Genomic DNA, 784 nt, shown 5'->3' with positions numbered 1-784 from the left:
TGTGCCTATTAATAAAACAATCCCTGACGAAATCAAGCGAGCAAGTATATGAGAAAGATTCTTATTATAACAGGAATGATTACCCTTTGGGGAATGCTGAATCTAGCTCCAGCATATGCAAATGACCCAAGTATAAGCGTATCTTTCGCCTCCTCATCACCAGCTGCTTCACCAGCAGAATATCTGGAGCTTATTAATCTATTAAAAAAAGGGGAAATTATTGAGCTCTTAAAAAAACAGCTTGAGTTGAAAAAAGAACAACTTTCGCAAACAGAAAAAAACTATCAAGCTATAACAAAGAGTCAGAAAACAGAACCTCAAAAAATAGACTTTTCTAGTTTTTTTCTCAAAGAACCAGAATCGCTCTATAAGAAAGATGAGCTTTCAAGGGAATCATATCAAAAGGTATTGAAGGACGAAGACAAAATTTCTGAGCCTTTTAATCGAATGGGCAAGTTGCTTTTTGAGCGTTTAGAATTTTTTTCGCTACTAAATAAAGCTATAACTTTGAAAAGTTTTGAAAAAGTAGAAAATCGTTTTAAATACCTCAAAAGTCTATTTGATGCTCTTCAAACAAAAGAAAACCTGAAAGATATTGTAGATCTTCAAGCACATATCGATGGTTCATTAGCCATGATCCAAAATGAATCTATAACGATACAAACGATAACGCATTTACGTAAGGCTGAGCAATCACTTATCAAAAAGAAAAGACGCGAACTTGATATGAAAATTTTTGACCATGAAAAAAAGGGGATGCCTACCATACGATAAAAACAAAAGC

At 33.8% G+C, this 784-nt stretch carries 1 protein-coding gene; it reads left to right on the top strand.

The features are described 5' to 3' along the window. Positions 1 to 48: 48 nt before the first annotated feature. Entirely contained in the window at positions 49 to 774 is a 726-nt protein-coding gene (locus ACFIKR_RS09545) for a type IV secretion system protein (RefSeq protein ID WP_375659669.1), read from the top strand. Positions 775 to 784 lie beyond the last annotated feature (10 nt).

The organism is Bartonella sp. MR30HLJHH, assembly GCF_042194195.1.
Classification (GTDB): domain Bacteria; phylum Pseudomonadota; class Alphaproteobacteria; order Rhizobiales; family Rhizobiaceae; genus Bartonella; species Bartonella grahamii.
Note: the sequence above shows the minus strand (reverse complement) of the source record. Positions and strands in the feature narration are given on the sequence as shown.

Excerpts from the sequence above, each read along its gene's own strand:
- ACFIKR_RS09545 (WP_375659669.1), top strand. The coding sequence starts at position 49 with ATGAGAAAGATTCTTATTATAACAGGAATGATTACCCTTTGGGGAATG.